At 62.4% G+C, this 3,369-nt stretch carries 1 protein-coding gene and 2 pseudogenes; all 3 read left to right on the forward strand.

Annotated elements, in window-relative coordinates; genetic code table 11:
• Positions 1–710 (forward strand): annotated as a pseudogene (locus AC0L2Z_RS17595) (hypothetical protein); the annotation flags it as partial.
• A gap of 146 nt (positions 711–856) precedes the next feature.
• Complete coding sequence (locus AC0L2Z_RS17600) at positions 857–2,857, forward strand: type I secretion protein (RefSeq protein ID WP_473628938.1); 2,001 nt, start codon at positions 857–859, stop codon at positions 2,855–2,857.
• A 22-nt stretch (positions 2,858–2,879) separates the two neighbouring features.
• Positions 2,880–3,369 (forward strand): annotated as a pseudogene (locus tag AC0L2Z_RS17605) (hypothetical protein); the annotation flags it as partial.

Raw genomic sequence — 3,369 nt, forward strand, 5'->3', positions numbered from 1 at the left:
GTGGTGGCGGCGGCGGCGGCGGCGGCGGCGGTGGCGGCGGCGCGAATGCCGGCAACTTCGCCGATGTCGATGGCGGTGCTGCAAGCTCGATTGGCGGCGGCGCAGGCTCGACCGGCGGCGCTGGCTCGGGTTCCGGCTCCGGCACTGGCTCTGGCTCTGGCGTCGGCGGCGCCGGCGGCGGCGCGACCAGCGGTGCGGGTGGGGCTGGCACGAGCGGCGACGCAACCGGCGGTGCCGGCAGCGGCGGAGCCGGCAGCGGCGTGGCGAGCAACATCAACACCGGTGGCGCAGCCACCAGCGGTGCGGCCACGGCCGGCGACGCGACTGGCGGCGATGCGACCGGCGGCGCTTCGACGGCGACCGGTGGAACGGGCGCAGTTGCTCTCAGCGGCGCTTGGGCTGACGGAGCGGACGGTGGCTATGCCTGGAGCGGCGACGCCACGGGCGGTGCTGGCGGCAACGGCGGCGCAGCGACTGCGACCGGCGGCGCGGCTGGCGATGGCGGCGGCGGCGGCAGCTGGGGGTCGAATATCGGCCACGACCAGCACATTGAAGCCATCAGCCAGGCCAACGCCAATGGCACCATCGACATGAACGGCTTCAACCAGCAGATCGTGATGGGCGCCAACCTGCAAGGCCACTCGGTCGACATGACTGTAGTGGGCGGCAACCTCACCAGCTCGGTGGTTGGCGAAGACGACGCGACATAACTGGCGTGGCCGGTCTCGCCGAGCGAGACCTGCAAAAAAGGGACTGCGCGGGGGAAAACCCCGCGCAGTCTTCCCAACCAGAGAAGAGAAGCGCGACCCGGCAAGGGCGCGGATGATCTCGAAAACCGGAGGAAACTTCCGTGTATATGGACAAGATCACCGAGGCGATCAGCCACTTTGTGGGACTCTTTGAAATCACACTGGAGCAAGCCCGTCTCAGGAAAGCCTATGACGAATTCAAGGCGGCCCAGGCGGTCGAGGAAGAAACGCCGGAGCTTGCCAGTCAAACGGTCAACATCGAGGCAGGATACAATCTGGAGGATTTCGTTCCCTCCATCGAGTATTCGCCAGTTCCACCAAAACTTGTCCTGACGACACCCTGGTCGGATTTCCAATTCGTTCCTCCAGACATCCCCGCGATCCCGCAGCCGGACGTCGCCTATCCAGGTTTCCTGTTCCACCCGGACGCGCCGCCGATGGGGAGTGCGCCTTCACGCCTGATCCTGCCCCATATCGAGCCCCCTGGCTCGGTGGCGGTCCTTATCAATCAGGAGCTTCGGCTCTCCGATAACGATTATACAGGCGCTGGCGGACATGGCCTGAAATTCTCTCCCGCAGCAGCGGACCATGCTGCCGAAATGGCGACCTTGCTGGGCGCGGCGGCGGATCTGTCGCCGATCGACGATCTGGAAATGCCGGGTTCGTCCGAGGAGATAGTGGCTGTCATCAAGACAGCCGGCGAACGGCTCAACGGCTATGCGGAGGAAACGGATGGCGAAGCCGATGTTTTCGTCGTCAAGGCTGACGTCATCGAAGGCACTTACGTCAATGGGCAGTCCGTGGACGAAGCGCCCAAGCTCGACGATCACCTCCCGGAGAAGCACCGTCGAGCCGATGAGGAAGAGGACGAGGAAGAAGAGGCCGAGCAACCCTCCTACACGCCTGGGTCCGGCAGCATCGACATCGATGTTTCAGTCGAGTTGGAAGCCGGCGGCAATCTCCTCGTCAACAGCGTCGCGATGGCCAACAATTGGCTGCAGTCGCCGGTTTGCGCGGTGATGGGCGACCATGTCGAGCTCAACGCGATCATTCAGATCAATGTCGCGTGCGACAGCGACCTCGTCAGTTCCTCCATCAACGGTTGGGGCCTGAACGCGACCGATCCGACCCAAGGCTTCAATATCGCGATGTTCAAGCGCATCGATCCGTCGGCGGAAGCTGCGGCGTCGCAGGCCAAGCAGGGTGACTTTCCCGAGCACTGGGTTGTCACCGAGGTCGAAGGCGACCTGCTCATCATGAACTGGATCCAGCAATACGCCTTCATGATGGACAATGACGTTTCCGTCTTGTCGTCATCGGGAGTCAAGACGCTGGTGACAGCCGGCGCCAACACGGCGGCTAACGAGATTTCGCTGGACGAATTGGGCTTCAATTACGACCTGATCGTAGTCGGCGGAAACATTTACGACGCCAACATCATCCATCAGTTGAACGTGCTGCTGGACAACGACCTGATCGGCGCGGTCGATGGTTTCCATACAACCGGCGAAGGCGCGGCCTCGACCAGCGACAATCTGCTTTGGAACCAGGCCAACATCGTCAATTACGGCGCCGGCGATCGCTTCGAGGCGATGTCTGAAGCTTATCGCAAGGCGTGTGAAAGCCTGCAGAACGGCAACGGTGACCTTTCCGACATACTGAACGATGGCGCATTCGCGGGCATCGGGGCGATTCGGGTGCTCTACATCTCCGGCGACATCCTCAATCTACAATACATCAAACAGACCACCATTCTTGGTGACAGCGATCAGGTGGCCCTGGCCATGAATGCGCTGGCGCATCCGGAGGCGGACTGGACAATTTCGACAGGAACCAACTCGCTGGTCAATTATGCCTACATTGCCGACGTGGATTCCACCGGCAAGACCTATGTAGGCGGCGGCATCTATTCGGACGAGATCCTCATCCAGGCGGAGCTGATTTCCACCGGCCCCGATCTTGGCGGCCAGAATCCCGACGTGCTGGTGAATGAAGCGGTCGCTTTCCTCGATGACGATATGCTGGCGCCGGAAGCCTCTCAAAACGTGCCGTATCCCTCGCTCGTGCCCGAGACCTATTCCGATCCGATGCAAAGCGTTCTCGCGTGATTTTCGAACCGGGGTGGCAGCAATGACCGAAGATCGCGATCAAACCGGGCGCGCTTTCGTCCAAGAACCAGAATGGGATCGGCCGGATGACGGCGGCGAAGCAGTCGGGCGAAGCGCCGCCGAGCCGATTGCACAGACTTGGTTTCGTCACAGCAAGGCGGTCGATCGTTCGGTGGAAAAACTGGACGATGTCGTTGCCGAATTGTGGCGCATAGTGGACGTCCGGCCAGCCGAAACGCCAACATCGCTTCGCGAAACGACGCCAGCCAAGGTCACCGAACAAGCCAGGGTCACCGAACAAGCGCGCCCTTCAACCGCGCCTTTACCTGGTGATAGAAGCGCTCCGCAACGCGAGGTGCAACCACCCTCCCCGCAAGCAAAAGCGCCTTCGGCTCCGTCGCCGGCCACGCCCACTGCTCCAGCCGCAGACAGCATGAGAAGGCCCGACCCCATCCGGCCACCGAACCCTCGGATCTCCGAGCCGGCCCAGCGCACCTTATCACCAAAGGAAG

This window comes from Mesorhizobium sp. WSM4850 (assembly GCF_055811735.1).

Excerpts from the sequence above, each read along its gene's own strand:
- AC0L2Z_RS17600 (WP_473628938.1), top strand. The coding sequence starts at position 857 with ATGGACAAGATCACCGAGGCGATCAGCCACTTTGTGGGACTCTTTGAA.